This is a genomic window from Tibeticola sediminis (assembly GCF_003843835.1).
Lineage (GTDB): Bacteria > Pseudomonadota > Gammaproteobacteria > Burkholderiales > Burkholderiaceae_C > Tibeticola > Tibeticola sediminis.
The window spans coordinates 72,974-90,107 of the sequence record NZ_RKQL01000007.1 but is presented as its reverse complement, the minus strand read 5'-3'; the positions used below and the strand labels follow the sequence as shown (position 1 = coordinate 90,107).

Genomic DNA, 17,134 nt, shown 5'->3' with positions numbered 1-17,134 from the left:
GAAAGTACTGAACATGCCCGCCACCGAGTCTTAATCCCGTTCATGAACCGGGTACGGGAAAAGGTGCCCGCCCAAAACGACCGTGAGGCTTATATCGTCTTAATCCCGTTCATGAACCGGGTACGGGAAAAGGTGAATGCCTGGATCCGCCCGGAGGGGGGCCCGTGTCTTAATCCCGTTCATGAACCGGGTACGGGAAAAGCTTAGGAGTTAGTTATGAGCAACAAAGTTCTCGTCTTAATCCCGTTCATGAACCGGGTACGGGAAAAGCTTAGGAGTCTCTAATGAAAGTTCTCGCTGTGCCGTCTTAATCCCGTTCATGAACCGGGTACGGGAAAAGTAAGAGGTTATGACTTCAGATGAGATATGATGTCTTAATCCCGTTCATGAACCGGGTACGGGAAAAGACAACCAAAACCTTCCTGGACGGGCTCCAGACCCCTAGTCTTAATCCCGTTCATGAACCGGGTACGGGAAAAGCGGCCCGAAACTTCGGGCACTGGTGGAGGCCGACAGTCTTAATCCCGTTCATGAACCGGGTACGGGAAAAGTCTGCCTTCGCAAGTGCCTGTCTGTCAAGGGTTTTTTGGACACTTCGCGGCGGGCGACGGGTCGTGGCGCGGTCGGTGGCGCGATGGTGGGCTGATTCATCCAGTTTTTCCATATAAATCAACGATCTGCGCGACTTGTGGTTTTTTTGTCCACAAACGGGTCGCCCAGGAGCGAGCGGTCCGGCTGGCGTCGCGCGGCGCCCGGACTGCGCAGCCGCCGGGTGTCGCGCACCTGATGGGCAGGTGTCGCGGCGCGCTTTGGGCCGCATCCTCTGCACAGCGCCCCGTTGGACGCGGGGGATCACATGCTGTCCGGCCGTGCTCGGCCCCGGCGGTTGGCCTCCCTCCGTCGGGCACTGGGGCAACAGGCGCTGTGGCCTGCTGCAGCCGCGGCAGCGCAGGCGCCGACAGGCTTTTGTCTGCATGGGCCAGGCGGTGCCGCGCTCTTGGGGGGGGCTCGCCTGGGCGCGGTGCTGCGCTGGGGCTGGGCTCTGCATAGAGCGTAGCCGCAGGCCGGTCAAAGAAGGGCATTTGCAAGCTTGCGGGTCAAACCAAATGAAAGTCGGGGTTGGGCGTGACGGGCCGACCGCAGCCCATGGTGCGGATGCGTCGGGCTTCGTCGCCAGTGAGGGCGTAGCAGACCAGGCGGTCCTGGGTGCTGTGGAGGATGCCCCGTGCTGCGCTGAGCAGTGCGCCGCGCTGCGCGGCGCTCATCCAGGCTTCGAAGACGCTCTCTTGCACGCGCTCGCCGTAGCGTTGCAGCAAGCGGGTGAGGCGGTAGCGTCTGCGGTCGTCGGCAACGTCGAACGCGATCAAGTGCAAGCGCTCGGTGGCGGTGCTGAGGGTATCGGCAGGCATGGCGGGCTTCAGCAGAGGTAATAGTCCTCAACGGGGGCCGCGGCGGGCATTGCACCGAGCACCTGGCGGCGACCGAAGTCACGCAGGTTGAGCGTGTAGGCCCGGATTTGATCGGCGTGGGGGTCGATCTCGGCATGCAGGTTGTCCAACAGGCGCTGGAGCTCGGCGGGGGTGAGCCAGGCTTCAAAGACGCTTTCCTGCACGCGCATCATGCGTTGCTCGCAAAGGCGGGCGGCGCGGCGGCGCCGACGATCATCGGCGATGTCGTAGGCCAAGACGACGAGGCTGCTCATGGCGCACCGGAGTTAGGAGGTTCAACGTGCCAGCCAGGGTTGGTAGCGGTCGGGCGAGCCGGTGACAGCAGCCGCCCAGGCGTTGACGTCGCGTTCGATGAGGCGGCGCCAATCGGCGGGTTCCTCTTGGCTGCCGTCGCGGCCGACCGGGCTGGCCAGTTTGCGTTCCAAGGCTTGTATGAATCGGCGCTTGACTTCGAGCGGCATGCGCCCGGGGTGGTCGGGGTCGAAGCTTTCGGGGCTGAGGTCGTCTTGCGTGAGGAAGCGCACCACGGTGGCATCGACGATAAGGCTGCGGTAGGGCTCCATCAGGTCGGACGCGAGGGCGGCGTGGCCGTCGCGCGGCGCGTGCAAGGCGCCCACGAATGGGTCGAGCCCTCGGCGCAGGATGAAGGTGTGCACGTTGTGGAACAGCACGGTGTAGCCGTAGGACAGCAGCGCGTTGACGGGGTCTTGGGGCGGCTGGCGGTTGCGCGAGTCAAAGCCCCAGCGTGGATCGATCAGGGTGGCGAGTGCTTCGAAATGCAGACGTGCGGCGCGCCCCTCGTAGCCGCGCACGGCCTCCAGGGTGGGGGCCTGGGCGCACTGGGCGTGCAGGCGTTGCAGGGCTTGGTCTTCGCCGCGGTCGCCTTCAGGCCGGAAGCGCCGGTAGCGCCGCAGCACGGTGCGGGCGTTGCTGATTTTGGCTTGCACGATGCGCTTGGCCAGCGCGAGCCGGAAGGGGCCGTCGCTGAGGCGGGCGAACTGGGCCGCACGCAGTTGCACCTGGCGGCCGTTGATGGGGGTGAGCAGGCCGGCGGGGTCGTCGCTGGCGCCGGGGGTGAGCAATAGTGTGGCGTCGTGCCGCAGCAGGAGACGCAAGGCCCCGAAGCTGACGGCACCCTCGGCGTCAGCGACTACTTGGTCCACTTTCTCGGCGGGAATGTTGGCGAGTTCCTCGCCTGCTTTGCCCACGAGCAGTCGTTCGCCGTCGATGTGCAGGTAGGCGCCGGGCTCGGTCAGGTAGAGCGTGCGCAGCCGAGGCGGGCTCGGCTCGTTGGGCGGCGCAACGCTCAGGCGCTGCAGGTCTTGCAGGGTTGCGTCGGCGGCTCGGGGCTGGCTGGGCTGTGCCGATGCAGCCGCGTTCGGCGAGGGCGCGGCGGGGCCGAGTGGCTCGGGCTGGGCCGAGGGTGGGGTGGCGGGTGCCGAAGCCCTGGCTGTCGGCGCGGGGCTGCGGCTGTGCTGGGCGGGCTTGCTGCTGGGGCTGTGGGGCCGGGGCTGGGTTGCTCGGGGCAGCACCCAGGGTTCGGCACCGGGTTGTACGGCGCTCATTTGCCGACCCCGAAAGCGCACGCCCAGGAAGCTGAAGCCCTGGTCGAAATGGATGACGCGGGTTTTGTCCAGGTTGAGCCGCAGACCCAAGCGCCGCAGCCATCGGGCGGCTTGGGCGAGGCCACGGCGCGCTTCCTCGCGGCTGGCAGCGGCGATGACAAAGTCGTCGGCGTAGCGGATGACGCGCCACGGGCCTGCGGCGAGCTCTTTGTCCATGCCGTCGAGGAAGACGTTGGAGAGCAGTGGCGAGAGCGGCGAGCCTTGCGGCACGCCCATGCAGCGGACTTGTTGGTGCCCATCGGGCCATTGCAGCGGCAGGCTGAGCCAGTGCTGGATGAGCGCGAGCAGGCCAGCGTCGGGCAGCACTTCGCCCAGGCGTTGCAGCAGCGCGGCCCAGGGAATGCGGTCGAAGCAGCTTTGGATGTCGGCTTCGGCCACCCAGACCAGGCCGCTGTCGCGGGCTTCGGCCAGATGTTGGACGGCCCGCGGCACGCTGCGGCCCGGCCGGTAGCCGAAGCTGAAATCTTCAAACCCTGGGTCGAGCCGCGGGCTGATGGTCAGGGCGACGGCGCTCTGCACCACGCGGTCGGCCACGCAGGGCACGGCCAGGACGCGCGGCGCTTTTCCGGGCCGGGTGATCTCGATGCGGCGCAGCGGCAGGGCTTGGTAGTGGCTGGCGGTCACGCGCTGGCGCAGGCCCGCAAGCGCCCGCAGCACCTTGCCCCCAAACTGTTCGACGGTGACGCCATCGACGCCGGGTCCGCCCGCGTTGGCCCGCACGCGCTCCCAACCCGCGAGGAGGCGATCGTCGGAAAGCGCCTGTTCGAGCAGGGGGAGTTCATTGGCGGTGCCCATGCACGCACTGTAGGCTGGCCCCGGCGTGGGCGAGAACGATGCAAGTTTGCGGAGAACGATCAGCCCGCAACCGGGATGCGCGGCGCGCGAGGGACTGGTTCAGCGTTGCCCTTGGGGCCGGCCCTGGTTCGAGGATGGTTTGGCCTGGTTTTGCTGGGTTGCAGCGGGCTGCTGGCGAGCGTGTGGTGCGCGCGAATACCGGTTCGCCAGGGCTTGCAAGGCCTCGGTTTGGGCGGGGGGTGGGGTTGCTTCGCCGGCGGCTCGCTTGGCCCTGCGTTCCCAGGTCTCAGACACGGGCAGCGGCTCAAACGGCTCGGCTTTGCGTCCGCCGACCCGCGCGCGACTGGCCTTGACCCAATCGGTGAGTGCGCGCTCAAACTTTCGGACTGCGACCGTTGTGGGCTCTGTTTTCACTTGTCCATCTGCGGTTCTTGTTGTTGTGGGTGCAAAAAGCACGATGCGCTTGTCTTTCGCCCGCTCGACATCGGCATCCGAGAGGGGGCGGGCCGAGACCAGCCAGTTTTCATTGAAATTGCGGGCCAGCTCGTGGCCGATGGAGTCGAGTTTGTAGAGGGCGTCTTGGGCTTTGGTGGACTTCTCCCCCGAGCTATCTTCGGTGAAGCGACCAAGGTTCGCGGTTTTCACTTCGATCAGCAGCGTGCGGTTGCCACAGGTCACCAGTGCATCGATTTCGTTGGATTTGCCAGCACCTATTCCAATTTCAACGCCGCACGCCCAATCGTCGGGTTTGGCCGCTTCGATGAGGGAGGCCAGGTGGGCCTCGAGCCAGCCGCCCATCAAATAGTCGATTTCGTCGGGCGAGCTGAGCATGAGCGTGAGCTTCTGTTCGTCGCTGCTGGGGTGTTCGCGCAACACGCCACTGGAGAACAGGGCTGCGCCCAGCTTGCCCTGCAGTGCTTGAGCCAGCTTTCGGTGTGACGGACTCTTGGGTTGAACCGGGATGGAGAACCGCAGCGCCTGCGCGTCGCTTTGGGCGGGCAGCACCCATTTGATGCCGGAATGGCTGTTCGACTTCTTCCGGTGCAAGTTCGTCATATCGGCACCGAGCTCGTTGAGCGCGCCGAGCACGTAATTCGGCAGCGACAGCAACTTCGCATGCAAGTCTCGGCGCTGCATGAAGGTTTGAAACCGTTCGGAGGTGCTCGCGCAGCCCGCCAGTTCCTTGCCCGAGGCCAAGACGGCGGCGTGCACGCCCAGAACCGGGCGCATCGGTTCCGCTTTGGCGTTGGTGCGTTCGATCCGTTCGATACGCCCGTGGGCGGTATCGACGTAGTGCAGCCGCACAGGGTGGCCTTCACGTTGGGCGGATCGACCTGCCTCGCCGAACGCCATCGACATCAGCTTGGTGCCGCCGGTGAGGTTGATGTGGGCGCACTCGGGGTTCTTGCTGACGAAGGCGTCCATCACTTGGTCCGCCTGTTCCAGAAGCTCCGGATACCCTTGGGCGTCCTCCAGCGGGATCGTGACGATGCGCTGCGGAGGCATGGGCGCGGCGTTCAGCAGCCGCTCGAGCGCTTTGCCGCGCTCCTTCATGCTGTCGGTGACAGCCAGTACCACCAAGGGGGTGTGCGCATGCACATAGCCCAGGTACTGGGGCATGAGCTCATGGCTCACCAGCATGAGGGTGACCGGCTCAGACGGCGTCGGCGCTGCTTTCGCCGTCGGCGACGGCCTGAGGTCATAGGTCTCTTTGACGGTCACCCGGTACTGGGTCAGCTTGGCATCGCATTTGGCCATTTGCGTGGCGCTCAGTTCCTGGCCGCGCCACTGCGGCGGAACCGACAGATCGAGCGAGACGTATCGCGCCCCCTTTTCGGTGAGCTCGGCGCAAGCCTTGAGTGGCAGGGTGCCGATCACGACATCGCCCTTCTTGACTTGGCTGAGTTCGAGGTGTTCGACATATTGATCCACCGGGTAGGGCAAGCCGCCCAACTTTTGCATGATGCGCGCCCAACGAATGGCGCCTTCATGGCGCGAAACGAAATAGACCAGCATGATTGCCTCAGATAACCTCAAGTTGTTTCAGTCTGTAGAGCGGGATCGCCCTGACGCAGTTTAGATGAGGGAGAGGCCAATTGGCCTTGTGCCGACCTCCACCCATGCCAGCCGTACCCGCCTGAAGTTCGTCGTCATCATGTTGAAGGAACATTCTGCAGCCTGGCGGCGAGCACTATCGATCGATCATCCAAGCTCGTACGCTCCCACATTGCTGGCTCATGAAAGGCAAGGGCGATTCGATCCGTGGCGAATCTTTGTTCCGCAACGTGATTCATCCATTCCCCAAGGCGGTTCGCCACCTTGCTTCCATCGTAGGAAACCAACCTTTCGGCGCCGCCGTCGCTCATCAGGGCAATACCGAAAATTTCACTGGTTGGCAACACGCCAGATTGCACATCGCTGGCGCTTGCCGTATCAACGAAACACGTCTGATTGGCAAACTCGCCTTTGGCGCTGGTTGGATTGCCCAACGACCACAAACCGGCGGAGCATTTAGCCACGATGGCCCCATCGCCGACTTTCCACCAAAAGATGCGGCGCTCGCCGATGATCGCGACCTGGAGGGTGGCGCGGAGATCGCGTATGTCGCGCCGCTCGCCGTGCGCCAGATCAGCAAGCAAGCCTTTTGCATGCAGCAACATCCTGTCCGCCCAGCGCGTTGCCTGTGCTTGCGATGCATCGTTTTCGCCATCCAGCCAAGGTGAGAAATCGTCTTCCATGGTTTGCAGAAAACGAGTGATCCCGATCACCAACGCTTGGGCGCCCCGCTCACTGATGGCGGCAGAACCAGCGCCATCGCTCAAAGCCAGGATCGGGCGCTGCGATTGTCGAAAGGCCACCGCGTCCTGGCAGGGCAAACCTTTGCGTCGGTGCGCCAAGCCAATGACGGTATCGCCACTGAGCTTCCAGCTCGTCATGGGGACTGGCAATGGCGGGAGAGATTGCACCGCTGCTGTCAGTTCGCTCGCGGATACCGATGCGTCAACCTCGCTGTTTGGCATCAAGGCAACACATGGGGGCTCCAAAACAGATTCGGCCGTGACGGCTCCATCGGCGCTGGGGTTGGATGACGGTTTGTCTTTGTGCGTCGCGACAGCGGCATCATCACTTTGGTGGGGTGATGGTTTGTCTTTGAGCGTCATGACAGATGCACCGGCGCTTTGGCGGGATGGTGGTTTGTGTTTACGCGCCATGTCAGATGCTCCCCCAACCATCCATGCTTGGAAGTTGTACCGATGCATCGGACGAAGTGCTGGCCGAAACCCGCGCCATTGATGCCGACAACCACTGGAACAGTTCCCGGAATTTCAATCCGTCCAGTGCCACAGCCGGTTTGCTGGAAAATTGCGACAGCACTCCCAAGTCCGCGCCTTGCACACCGATGGGCAGGCTGACCAGCTTGCGCTGCTCGGACAAGTCCCTGGCGCGACGAGCGGCATCCTGCCAGGCATCGGTAGGAGCCCCATCGCTGATCAATACAAGCCACGGCTGGTAGTAAGGCACACCGGCGTCGCGGTAGGATTTCTTGCGCGCTGCCAGGTCGTCAAGGGCCATGCGAACGGCCTGCCCGAGCGGGGTGCTTCCGCTTGCATGGAGCGTAGCAAACCCAGCAATCTGCTCGACGCCGATGAACGACTGAATGCAATCTGCCGAACCGCCGGCGGTATAGACCGCCAGGTCCACCGACCAACGCGCGAGATCGTCGCTCTTGACCTCGTCGATGAAGAGTTGGATGCCGGCGTTGAGCTCCCGGATCGGCTCGCCGTCCATCGAGCCGGAGGTATCCAGCACCAGGGCAACAGGGCAGCGCGGGGAGGGGTTGTCGATGAGGTCGTTGTGCGAATCGGTCATGGTGATCTCCTGTGACGGGGAAACGTGGGAAGAGAGAGAAGGGGAAAAAATTGGGGAAAGCAGCGACATGGCCGTCACTACTGTTTCTCGGGGACGAGAGGTTGCGAGATGGATTGCGTGCCGCGGTAGTCTTTGGGTTTGGGCATGGCGGGACTGATCTCGGTGCTGTGCCAGCCTTTGTCCATTTCGTGCCGGTAGAGAGTGAGCAGTTCGATCCACTCGGCAGCCGTCGTCCGGTTGGCCGGATTGCTGACCCCATCCTTGAAAGTGCGCACGAATTGTTCCTTGAGCTTGTAGGGCAGGTGGCTCCAGATATTGAACCACGGTCCTTTAGGGATGCCGCCGCCGCCCAGGCCATAGGGGAAGTACCCCTTGCGGATGTTTTCCACAGGGCTTGCGCCGCCGCACGCGTCATAGGGATGACGACCGAGCATCAATACCTTGAAGAGCAGGATGGCCAGTGAAAAGTGCTCGCTTGCCAGCGTCCGACCGATCTTGCCAAGCTCATTGCCGAGCAGCTCCGGCGCCAGCATGTCCGCCGCGGCAACGGGGCAGCGGAAAGATTTGTCATTGGCGGTGACTTGCCAGCTGTCGCAGTCAATCAACGTGACCTTGTTGCTGCCGGGATCGCACAGGAAGTTGGCCGGGTTGTAGTCGCCGATCATTACCTTCGCCACGTGCAGTACCTGGATCGTGGTCAGCAGGTTCAGCAGGTAGCTGACCAAGGACGGGCGATCGAGGCCGGGGAAATGCTTCTTGTACGCTATCGCATGGGCAAGAACGTTCATGCGTACGCCAGTCGCCTTGCGCATGGCATAGCCACGCCATTGACCACGTTCATCAACGACAGAGAACCGCGGCCAAGCCAATGCGGGGTGCTGCTTAAAGCGGTTCAGCACCGGATCGCTAGCCATGGCTTCGATTTTGGCGCGCAGAGTGTTGGCCCGGTTTTCCAACACCTGTTTGTGGTAGTGCTTGACCACGACGTTTGGAAACTGGGGCACGTCATAGACAGCGGCTTCGCCGCCTTGAGCGAATGGGGTGTCGGACAACTGAACAGATTTTCCTGCGGGGTCGCGAAGGGTGATGCTCATGTAGGCCTCTTCTGTGTGGTAACGGGTGATGAGGGTTCAGTCGAAAATCAAGTCGAAGATTTCCGAGACGACGTAGCCGATGCCGGCAGCAACTGCAAGTGGTGCGCCAATCGTGGTGACGGTCGCAGCCATCCCGGTCATGCCAAGCGCTGAGACTGCGGCCGCAGCGCCTGCACCCGCGGCTGTTGCAGCAGCTCCAGCAGCTGCGCCACTGACGCCACCCTTGGCGCCGGCCTTTACTACCGTATCGGCCACTTCCACGGCGTCTGCACGGCCGTCGATGAGGTCGATACAGCCTTTCACGGCGGCAACGCCACCGCCGATGATTGCTCCAGCAGCGCCGCCTGCCTTGGCAGCCTGTCCGATAGCGCTTCCGAGACTGCCGCTACCAGTGGCTCCCGCGCGCTGTGCCAGCGACTCGGTGCTTTTCGACGACACACCGGTACTGACCATCCGCTTGGAAATACCCGCCTTTTTGGCTGCCTTGTTGAAAGCATGCGCACATTCCTCGGAGCCCACCAATTGCGCGCTTCGATACTTGCCATTGGCGCATTGCTTGACAAGCTTTTCGATGCCCGCTTGGCTGGTGACGTCCTTGACCTGGATGCGCTCGATCACCTTGCCACCTTTGATGGTGACCAGATCGACGCTTCCAGCCGTGGTACTTTTGGTAAGTTCAGTGCTCGCACCATTCAGGGTAAGCAGATTGCGGGCATTGCGCGCATCCATCACCAGAACCTCATGGACGTGACCCTTGAGGTGTGGGTTACGACCGGCGCGCTCAACTGCGCGAGCGATGACCGTTCCCTCGTAGGCTGTCTTAGAAACCACCGCGCCGTGGCCGACATTGCCCTTACCGATGATGACGCCGTTCGTATTGCTTTTTCTTTGAGCCATGATTCACTCCCTGCTTAGTTGGTCATACCGCACGTGCTGCTTTCTGGAACGGAACGAGCGATGGGCGCAGAAGTAAGATCGGTAGAGGCGACTTGGCGGAGATGGAGGGATCTCGGCAGGACGGTGGCCCCGCGTCGTTTCGTGCGGAAAGCAACAGCCACATCGCCGCGCTGCAAACGGGTGAGGATGACGCCTTCATAGCGCGAAACGAAATAGACCTTCATGATTGCCTCGGATACCCTCAAGTGGATGGAGTCGTTAGAGCGGGATGACCCAGATGTAGTCAAGAAACGAGGGTCCCCTCGTTGCTTCGGGCATGCGCTGTGTTCGAAGCGATGGCAATTGTTCAGCAATCGGCATGGGATTCCCCGCGTCGCAAGCTTGCAGGGGATCGTGGCTGCGCATCACGCCACCGCCGTTTATGAGCAATCCAGTGGCCATCAGGCGCCGCACATGCGGGGGCTGACGTTTCTGGTTTCGGGCGTCTTGTTTGTGCCTACAGCTTCGACGACGGGAGGCTTGACAGGCCCTGCGCTTATCGATCCGAGTGAACAGGCTGGTACGGCTAAAGGGAGCAGGTCAGGCAGCCTTTGTTACGCGAGCCCAGTCCACGAACACCAATCCCTTGCGTTATCGAGAACAGTGCTTGTCCGTCAGATAGCGACGCAACGCCAGCGCGCCACCCGCCTCCTCGACGCCGCCAAGCGTGCGGTGGAAATTGCCATCGAGGATTCGGAAGCCGTAGCGCTGGCGTACCTGGCCGCCGCCAACCCATCAGAAACCGCCGCGTAGCCCTGGGCCATGGACCACGCCACCCTCGCCACCCTGCGCGACCGCCACCCCGCCTGGCGCCTGCTGGCATCCATGCACGCGCCGCTGGTGGCGAGCTTTCTGCACCGGGTGTTTGTCGCGCCGAATGTGCGCACGATGAGCGAGGCCGATCTCGCCGAGGCGCTGGAGGATGAGCTGTACGCTCTGCGTGAGCAGTTGGGGCCAGAGGCCTACCCCAAGAAGGCGCAAGACTACCTGAACGACTGGGCCGCGCCCGACAAGGGCTGGCTGCGCAAGTTCTACAAGCCGGGTACGGACGAGGCGCAGTTCGACCTGACGCCGGCCACCGAAAAGGCCATCGCCTGGCTGGCACAGCTCACCGAGCGGCCCTTCGTCGGCACCGAGTCGCGCCTGCTCACGCTGTTCGCGCTGCTGGAACAGATCAGCGCTGGCACCGAGGCCGACCCGATCAAGCGGGTTGCGGATCTACGCCAGAAGCGCGACGCGCTGGACGCCGAGATCGCCCGCGTGCTGGCCGGTGACGTGCCGCTGCTGGACGACACGGCGGTGAAGGACCGCTTCCAGCAGTTCCAGCAACTGGCGCGCGAGCTGCTGGCCGACTTCCGCGAGGTGGAGCACAACTTTCGTCAACTTGACCGCAAGGTGCGCGAGAAGATTGCGTTGTGGGAGGGCAGCAAGGGGGCGCTGCTCGACGAGATCATGGGCGAGCGCGATGCCATCGGCGACTCCGACCAGGGGCGCAGCTTCCGCGCTTTCTGGGACTTTCTGATGTCGAGCCGACGGCAGGAGGAGCTCTCCGAACGGCTGGACCAAGTGCTGGCGCTACCCGCCGTGGTGGCCCTGAAGCCAGAGCCACGCCTCCGCCGCGTGCACCATGACTGGCTGGAAGCCGGCGAACACACGCAGCGCACGGTGGCCCAGCTGTCGCAGCAGCTGCGCCGCTTTCTGGACGACCGGGCCTTTCTGGAAAACCGTCTAAGGCAAGGCTGAATAAGTTCCCGTGATGGCGCGCGCCCGGCCGCGGGATGGGATGCGAGGCGCAAACCGCAGCCATAGCCGCAGCTATGGCGAGGATTTGCTTTCGACGCAGACCGCCCGCAGCCGGGATGCGCGACGCGCGAGGGACTTGTTCAGCGTTGCCCTAAAAACCGCAGTTGACCCCGTGTTATCGCCATTTTTTTCAATGCTGGCGCTGGGTTGGGTTGGTTTGGCACACTCACCCGATGGGTGAAGCCAACGAACCAAAGAGGACCTTCCTGGCGCAGGCCAGTGAGGACGCCATGGTGGTCGACACGATGGGTGGCCGCGTGCACGTGAGCTGGGACGAAGCGGCCCAAGCCACGCCGCATGGGCAGATCGTGTTCTTCGCCGAGTTTCTGGCCACCGCCGGTGTGTTCGACCGGTGGGTGGCGGATTGCCCGCTGCACTACAGCAGCCCCAACGCATCGCGCCCGCGCGACGTGCTGGGCACGCTGATGCTGGGCATTCTGGCCGGCAGCAAGCGCTACGCGCACATTGCCGGCGTTCGCGGCGACGCGGTGGCGGCCAAGGCGCTGGGGCTGCGCGGCATGGTCAGCGAAGACTCGGTGCGCCGGACGCTGGCGGCGATGGTGCCCGAGGCCAGCGAGCCGTGGATGCGCAGCGCGCTGATGAGCAGCGTGCGCGAGGCCTTGGATCGGCCGTGGGTGCTGGACCTGGACGCCACCATCAAGCCGCTGTACGGCCGCCAGGAAGGTGCCGAGGTCGGCTACAACCCGCACAAGCCCGGACGCCCCAGCCACGTGCTGCACACCTTCTGGGTCGGCAACCTGCGCCTGGTGCTCGACGCCGTGCTGAGTTCGGGCAAGCAGCACGCTGCAGGTCACGCCAAGGCGGCCATGGGCCGCTTGCTCGACGAACTCGGCTCAGCAGCACCGGCGCTGGTGCGCGGGGACTGCGGCTACGGCAATGAAGACATCATCGACGTGTGCGAACAGCGCGGCCTGCGCTACCTGCTGCGCCTGCGCGGATCAGCCAACGTCAAGCGGCTGATCGAGCGGCTGTTCAGGCGCGAGGACTGGACGCGCGCCACCGAGGCCAGTCAGGGCTGGCAGGTCATCGAAGACGAATTGCGCCTGAGCGGCTGGAGCAAAGCGAGGCGTGTGGTGGTGCTGCGCCGACGCATCAAGCACGACATCGCGCTGACGGCCAAGAAACGCGGTCAGAAGGACAACAACGAACAACTCGTGCTGGCGCTGCCGCACGACGAGGTGCAAGACAACGCGCAGGTCTGGGAATACACCGTGCTGGCGACCAATGCGACCTACGAGCTCGCGGCGATCGGCCAGCTCTACCGCGGCCGCTGCGACTGCGAGAACGGCTTCGACGAGTTGAAGAACCAATGGGGCTGGGGCGGCTTCACGACGCAGGACATGCATCGCAGCCAGGTCACCGCGCGCGCCGTGGCACTGGTCTACAACTGGTGGAGCTGGTACGTACGTGCGGCCAACCCCCAGGCCCGGCGCGAGGCGCTGACGAGTCGGCCACTGCTGCTCGCGGCCGTCGGCCGCGCTGCCAGCAGCGGCAACCAGACCACCCTGTACCTCACGCCGATGCACGCCGAAGCCGGCTTGATCAAGTCGATGATCGCCAATGTTCATGCGGCCATCCAGCACGTCAAGGCTGCTGCGGAGCAGTTGCCCAAGCTTGACCGCTGGAGGACGCTGCTGGCCTACATCTGCCAACGAATCGTCGGCCAGATCGGCCTGCCAGCCCCGCCACCGACGCTCGCGGCACCGGGGTAACTGCTGCTTTTAGGTTCAAGCGCGCCTACGAGCAGCAGCCCGAAGCGGCCCAGGCTTGGCTGCACGACCAGTACCCCGCCATTGAGGCGCGCGCCAAGGCTGAGGGAGGCGCAGTGCACCGGGCGACGAGACCGCACTGGTTAACACCGATGTGCGTGGCCGCTCGTACCCACCCAAGGGGCAAACGCCTGTGACTCGTTCCGTTGGCAGAACGCGCCGGAAGCTCCCCATGAACTCCACGGTGAACAACCGAGCGAAGGCGCACTGGATGATGATCGACGGCGCCTTCATCCATGAGGGCGCCGATCGAGCTGTTGCGGGCGTTGGCCAAGCAGGGGCGGCAAGACGGCACGAAGGTGTTCCGGCTCCTGGACAACGTCGGAATGAATCACAGCAAGCCGGTAGAGGCATGGCTGGCCTAGCACAAGGACGAGATCAAGGTGTTCTACCGCCGTCCTACAGCCCCGAGCTAAACCCGGGCGAGCGCCTCAACGCCGACCTCAAGCACGCGATCTCGCGCAAAGTGCCAGTGCGCACGAAGGTCAAGTTGCAGGCAGTAGCCAGCGAGCACATGCAGCGCCTCCAGACTGATCAAGGGCGCGTGATCAGCTGCCACCAAGACTCCATCGTCAAGCACGCAGTTTGAAGAGATGTTCGTGCCGGATCAATAAGAGCAGCCATTGCCAGAGCTTGCTCAGAAACGCATCGCGCAAGCTTGCGCGACGCCGTTGAGCCGCGACGCCGCCGTATATTTCCCGGCAGTCACCGTCAGTCGCCACCGCCCATAAGGAGGACCAATATGAAGAGCGCCAAACTGGAACAACTGTCGCTGGAGCTTCCGGTGACGGTCCGCACCGACCACGAGGACGCCCTGACCGCGCGCATGCAATCCGAAATGCTGCGTGTGCACCGGTGTGTGGCGTGCCAAAGGGTCAAGCTGCGCACCAGTCGGGACGAGTGGCTGGCGTGGTTCGAAGGGCGGCCCGAGTGGGAGTCGCTGTGCTGGGATTCGAGCGCGATGGCTTGGAACGCGGAAATGGCCTGCCTCGTCAAGGCCCGCTTCTCGAGCCAACGGAGCAAGTCATATCCGGACTACTGGCCAGATGACGTCCAGTCGCCGGATTTGTCAACCGCCGATCGCATCCTCATCAATGTGCACGTCTACGGCGCGCGCAATCAAGCGGCAAGGCTGGTAGACGAGTGGGAGCGGAATTTTGATCGACCTGGGGCGTCGGTCGAGTGGTATTACGCGGAAGATGGCCGTTCCGTGAGTGTGCCGCTGCGCGAAGACCGCTCGCCACTCGACGCCATGTTTCCTTTTCTGGGACGGCCGCTTCGGCAGTATTGGAACGAGTACCTCCAGTCGAGCGCCAGTATTCTTGTGCTTATCGGCGCACCCGGAACGGGCAAGACCAGCTTCATCCGAGGATTGCTGCAATACAGCCAGCGGACCGCAATGGTGACGTACTCGGCCGAGCTGTTGAGTAAGGACGAGTTGTTCTCAAACTTCGTCTCCGGTTCCGAGGACATCTTGGTGATGGAGGACGCCGACGAGTTCCTGCGCGCCCGTGACAGCGGCGGTAACGACATGATGCATCGCTTCCTCTCCGTGGGGGACGGGTTGGTCACCATTTCAGGAAAGAAGATGATCTTTTCAACCAACCTTGAGCACGTCAACGATATCGACCCTGCCTTGTTGCGCAAGGGTCGGTGTTTTGACGTCGTGCGCTTCCGCGCACTATCCCCAGAGGAGGCTCTGGCGCTCGCGCGCCAGACCGGTCGGCGCGACCCCAGCGGACAGTCTAGCTACACGCTGGCGGACATCATGAGCGATAGCGCCGAGGTGTCGGTCTCCCGCGCCACCGTCGTGCGCATGAAGACGGGTTTTTTGACCTGCTCCATGGACCGTACCAACGGATAGGAGAACTCCGGGGGTGAAGGTTAATCGAAGTTTTGTTTCTGCTCACTGTCAGCAGCACCGCCAGCGCGCTGGCGGTGCTGCTGTGCGAATCGTGCAGGAGGCATGCGCCCCAGACTGCTGTGCGGCCTGACCTCGTTGTAATCCCGCCGCCATTGCGCAATGCACTCCCGGGCCTGTGACAACGATTCAAACCACTGCTCGTTGAGGCATTCGTCTCTGAACTTACCGTTGAGGCTCTCGATGTAGCCGTTTTGCATGGGCTTGCCCGGCTCAATCAGGATGTGCCGAATCCCATTCTTGTGCGTCCAGGCCAGGAACGCCCGACTGGTGAATTCCGGGCCATTGTCCGTTCGCACGGCTGCCGGATAGCCACGGAACCGGGCCACTTGGTCGAGCACGCGCGTGACGTACTGGCCCGAGATGCCGTAGTCCACCGTGATGTCCACGGACTCCTTGCTGAAGTCATCCACCACCGTCAGACACTTGATGCGCCGTCCACTGGACAGGCTGTCCGATACGAAATCCATGCTCAGCACCTCGTTGATATCCCTGGCCAGTTGCAGCGGCACGCGCTCCTGCGCTGAGCGTTTGACTTTGCGGCGCTTCTTCACCGCCAGGTTGGCCTGCCGGTACAGCCGATAGATGCGCTTGTGGTTCACCCCCGGAAACTGCTGGCGCAGCATGTCGTGGATGCGCCGGTAGCCGAATCGGCGGCGCACCAAGGCCGTTTGCCTAAGAGGGTGTTTACAAAAAGAAATCATAATAGCGGCATCCTTTTCTGCCGGAGCCGCCATGTCCCGCCAAGGAAGACCGCCAAAGCTGACTCCCGAACATCGGCAGATCCTGCAGGCCATGGTGAGCGAGATGCCGACGGCGACGCTGGGCGAGCTGCAGCGCGAACTGAAGCGGCGCACGGGGGTCGAGGTGCACGTGCAAACGATCCACAAGGCCTTGCGTATGTTGGGCATCGAGCGCGCTCGCGCAAGCGGCGCCGTGCGCGTGGTTCGCACCGATCCGGATGTGCGGCGCTATGGATACACCGAAGCCCATCGCCGCCTGGAGCCAGAGCAGACCTATCCCAGTTGTCTGACGGATGCCGAGTGGGCCTTGGTCGAAGATCTGTTTGACCACACGGGCGAACGAGGGACGCCGCCGAAGTACGCACGCCGCTTGATGGTCGATGCGTGCTGCTATGTGGTGCGCACGGGCTGTGCCTGGCGCATGCTGCCCAAAGAGTTTGGGCCTTGGCAAAACGTCTACCGCACCTTCCGTCGCTGGAGTGAGCAGGGCAAATTCGAGCACATGCATGAGCGGCTGCGTGCCCTGTGGCGTCAGCGCGAGGCCCGCGCGGTCGAGCCCACGGCCGCTGTGCTCGATGCCCAATCCACCCGCGGCTCGCCGCAAGGGGGCGAGCGTGGTTTTGATGCGGGCAAGAAGGTCAAGGGACGCAAGCGTCACCTCGTGGTCGACACGCTCGGCTTGCTGCTTGCTGTGAGCGTCACGGCCGCCAGCGTGCAGGACCGCGACGGCGCGCATCCGGTGGTGGCTGCAGCGCTGTCCAAGCACCCGAGCATCCAAACCCTGTTCGTCGACGGCGCCTACGCCGGCTCTTGTGCGCAAACGGTCTCTCAATGCCACGGCATTCGCGTCGATGTGGTGCGGCATCCGGGCAACCGTAAGCCAGGGCGTTGGCATGATGCCAGCCAAGCCGATCTGTTCACGATCGAGGCCAATGCTCAGGGCTTTGTGGTGCTGGCCAAGCGCTGGGTGATCGAGCGCACGCATGCCTGGAGCGAGCGCGCAAGACGGTTGGTGATGCATCATGACCGACTCAGCGCCGTATCAGAGGCCTGGGTTTGGCTGACCGAGGCGCGCATGTTGCTGCGGCGAGTGAGGGCTTGATTTTGTA

Annotated in this window: 12 protein-coding genes, 3 pseudogenes and 1 CRISPR repeat array (1 of these 16 only partly in view); of the genes and pseudogenes, 5 read left to right on the top strand and 10 right to left on the bottom strand. The window is 63.4% G+C overall.

Annotated features, from left to right (window positions below; genetic code table 11):
* Positions 1–551: direct repeats of the CRISPR family, unit length 36 nt; unit sequence GTCTTAATCCCGTTCATGAACCGGGTACGGGAAAAG (it extends 1,775 nt beyond the left edge of the window).
* Positions 552–1,097: 546 nt separating this feature from the next.
* The 9 genes from cas2 (EDC62_RS12455) to EDC62_RS12415 form a co-directional block, all read right to left on the bottom strand.
* Positions 1,098–1,409, bottom strand: a complete 312-nt coding sequence (gene cas2 / locus EDC62_RS12455; protein WP_124224146.1) for a CRISPR-associated endonuclease Cas2 — start codon at positions 1,407–1,409, stop codon at positions 1,098–1,100.
* Between the two features lie 8 nt (positions 1,410–1,417).
* Positions 1,418–1,702, bottom strand: a complete 285-nt coding sequence (gene cas2, locus EDC62_RS12450; protein WP_124224145.1) for a CRISPR-associated endonuclease Cas2 — start codon at positions 1,700–1,702, stop codon at positions 1,418–1,420.
* A 21-nt stretch (positions 1,703–1,723) separates the two neighbouring features.
* Positions 1,724–3,868, bottom strand: a complete 2,145-nt coding sequence (gene cas1, locus EDC62_RS12445; protein ID WP_124224144.1) for a CRISPR-associated endonuclease Cas1 — start codon at positions 3,866–3,868, stop codon at positions 1,724–1,726.
* A 99-nt stretch (positions 3,869–3,967) separates the two neighbouring features.
* On the bottom strand, positions 3,968–5,884 hold the full coding sequence (csx16, locus tag EDC62_RS12440; protein WP_124224143.1) for a CRISPR-associated protein Csx16: 1,917 nt from the start codon (positions 5,882–5,884) through the stop codon (positions 3,968–3,970).
* A gap of 137 nt (positions 5,885–6,021) precedes the next feature.
* On the bottom strand, positions 6,022–7,029 hold the full coding sequence (locus EDC62_RS12435) for a PP2C family serine/threonine-protein phosphatase (RefSeq protein ID WP_170159074.1): 1,008 nt from the start codon (positions 7,027–7,029) through the stop codon (positions 6,022–6,024).
* Between the two features lie 52 nt (positions 7,030–7,081).
* Positions 7,082–7,738 carry a vWA domain-containing protein gene (locus tag EDC62_RS12430; protein ID WP_124224141.1) on the bottom strand — a complete coding sequence of 219 codons (657 nt, stop codon included), beginning with the start codon at positions 7,736–7,738 and terminating at the stop codon, positions 7,082–7,084.
* Between the two features lie 77 nt (positions 7,739–7,815).
* On the bottom strand, positions 7,816–8,832 hold the full coding sequence (locus EDC62_RS12425) for a protein kinase domain-containing protein (RefSeq protein ID WP_124224140.1): 1,017 nt from the start codon (positions 8,830–8,832) through the stop codon (positions 7,816–7,818).
* Between the two features lie 36 nt (positions 8,833–8,868).
* Positions 8,869–9,729, bottom strand: a complete 861-nt coding sequence (locus tag EDC62_RS12420) for a hypothetical protein (RefSeq protein WP_124224139.1) — start codon at positions 9,727–9,729, stop codon at positions 8,869–8,871.
* A 14-nt stretch (positions 9,730–9,743) separates the two neighbouring features.
* Positions 9,744–9,953, bottom strand: coding sequence for a hypothetical protein (locus tag EDC62_RS12415; protein WP_124224138.1), 210 nt, complete (start codon positions 9,951–9,953; stop codon positions 9,744–9,746).
* A 577-nt stretch (positions 9,954–10,530) separates the two neighbouring features.
* Between EDC62_RS12415 and EDC62_RS12405 the strand changes: the two are divergent.
* From EDC62_RS12405 to EDC62_RS12390, 4 genes and pseudogenes are all read left to right on the top strand, one after another.
* Positions 10,531–11,496 (top strand): annotated as a pseudogene (locus EDC62_RS12405) (DUF3375 domain-containing protein); the annotation flags it as partial.
* Positions 11,497–11,744: 248 nt separating this feature from the next.
* The gene (locus EDC62_RS12400; RefSeq protein ID WP_124224136.1) at positions 11,745–13,304 is read left to right on the top strand and encodes a transposase; all 1,560 of its coding nucleotides are present in this window, start codon (positions 11,745–11,747) and stop codon (positions 13,302–13,304) included.
* Positions 13,298–13,950: pseudogene (locus EDC62_RS12395) on the top strand (IS630 family transposase); the annotation flags it as partial. The gene EDC62_RS12400 and the pseudogene EDC62_RS12395, both read left to right, overlap by 7 nt.
* A 153-nt stretch (positions 13,951–14,103) precedes the next feature.
* Positions 14,104–15,225, top strand: coding sequence for an AAA family ATPase (locus EDC62_RS12390; protein WP_124224134.1), 1,122 nt, complete (start codon positions 14,104–14,106; stop codon positions 15,223–15,225).
* Positions 15,226–15,245: 20 nt separating this feature from the next.
* Here the strand turns inward: EDC62_RS12390 and EDC62_RS12385 are convergent.
* Positions 15,246–16,070 (bottom strand): annotated as a pseudogene (locus EDC62_RS12385) (IS3 family transposase); the annotation flags it as partial.
* On the opposite strand from EDC62_RS12385, the gene EDC62_RS12380 reads away from it, so the two are divergent.
* Positions 16,018–17,127: an IS5 family transposase gene (locus EDC62_RS12380; protein ID WP_124224133.1), complete on the top strand. Its 1,110-nt coding sequence runs from the start codon at positions 16,018–16,020 to the stop codon at positions 17,125–17,127. The pseudogene EDC62_RS12385 and the gene EDC62_RS12380 sit on opposite strands and share 53 nt — an antisense overlap.
* Positions 17,128–17,134 lie beyond the last annotated feature (7 nt).